Origin of the sequence: Streptomyces sp. DH12, from assembly GCF_020873895.1 — a bacterium.
Taxonomy (GTDB): Bacteria; Actinomycetota; Actinomycetes; order Streptomycetales; family Streptomycetaceae; genus Streptomyces.
In genome coordinates, this window is the sequence record NZ_JAHWGT010000762.1 from 1 (window position 1) to 492 (window position 492).

The 492-nt window shown below is 72.4% G+C and carries 1 pseudogene; it reads right to left on the minus strand.

What is annotated here, in order from left to right:
- Window positions 1–472, minus strand: a pseudogene (locus LPA54_RS36935) (MFS transporter); the annotation flags it as partial.
- Window positions 473–492 lie beyond the last annotated feature (20 nt).

Below are 492 nucleotides of genomic sequence, written 5' to 3' on the forward strand. Positions count from 1 at the left end.
GCTTGGGGCCGACGGCCCGCTCGATGCGGACGGCCGCCCCGGACATGGTGATCATTGCGACCGCCACCGGGGTCAGCGCCAGCGCCGAGGTCAGCGGGTCGTGGCCGGCGACGTACTGGAAGTACTGGATGAGGAAGAACATGGTGCCGATGAGGGCGCCCTGCACGGCGAAGGTGCCGGTGTAGGCGGTCAGCCGGTCGCGGTCGGCGAAGAGGCGCAGCACCACGACGGGCTGTTCGGCCCGCCGTTCGACGAACCAGAACGTGACGAGCAGCAGGACGCCGGCGGTGAGGGTGCCGACCACCAGCGGGTCGCTCCACGGGTGTTCCGCGACGCGGGCGAGACCGAACACGAGGGCGGCGGCGCCGGCGGTGGACAGGACCGCGCCTGCGAGGTCGAACCGGCCGCGGCTGCGGGGGGTTTCGGCGATGACGAGCGGGGCGAGGAGCAGGATGGCCACGCCGATGGGCACGTTGAGCAGGAGCACCCAGC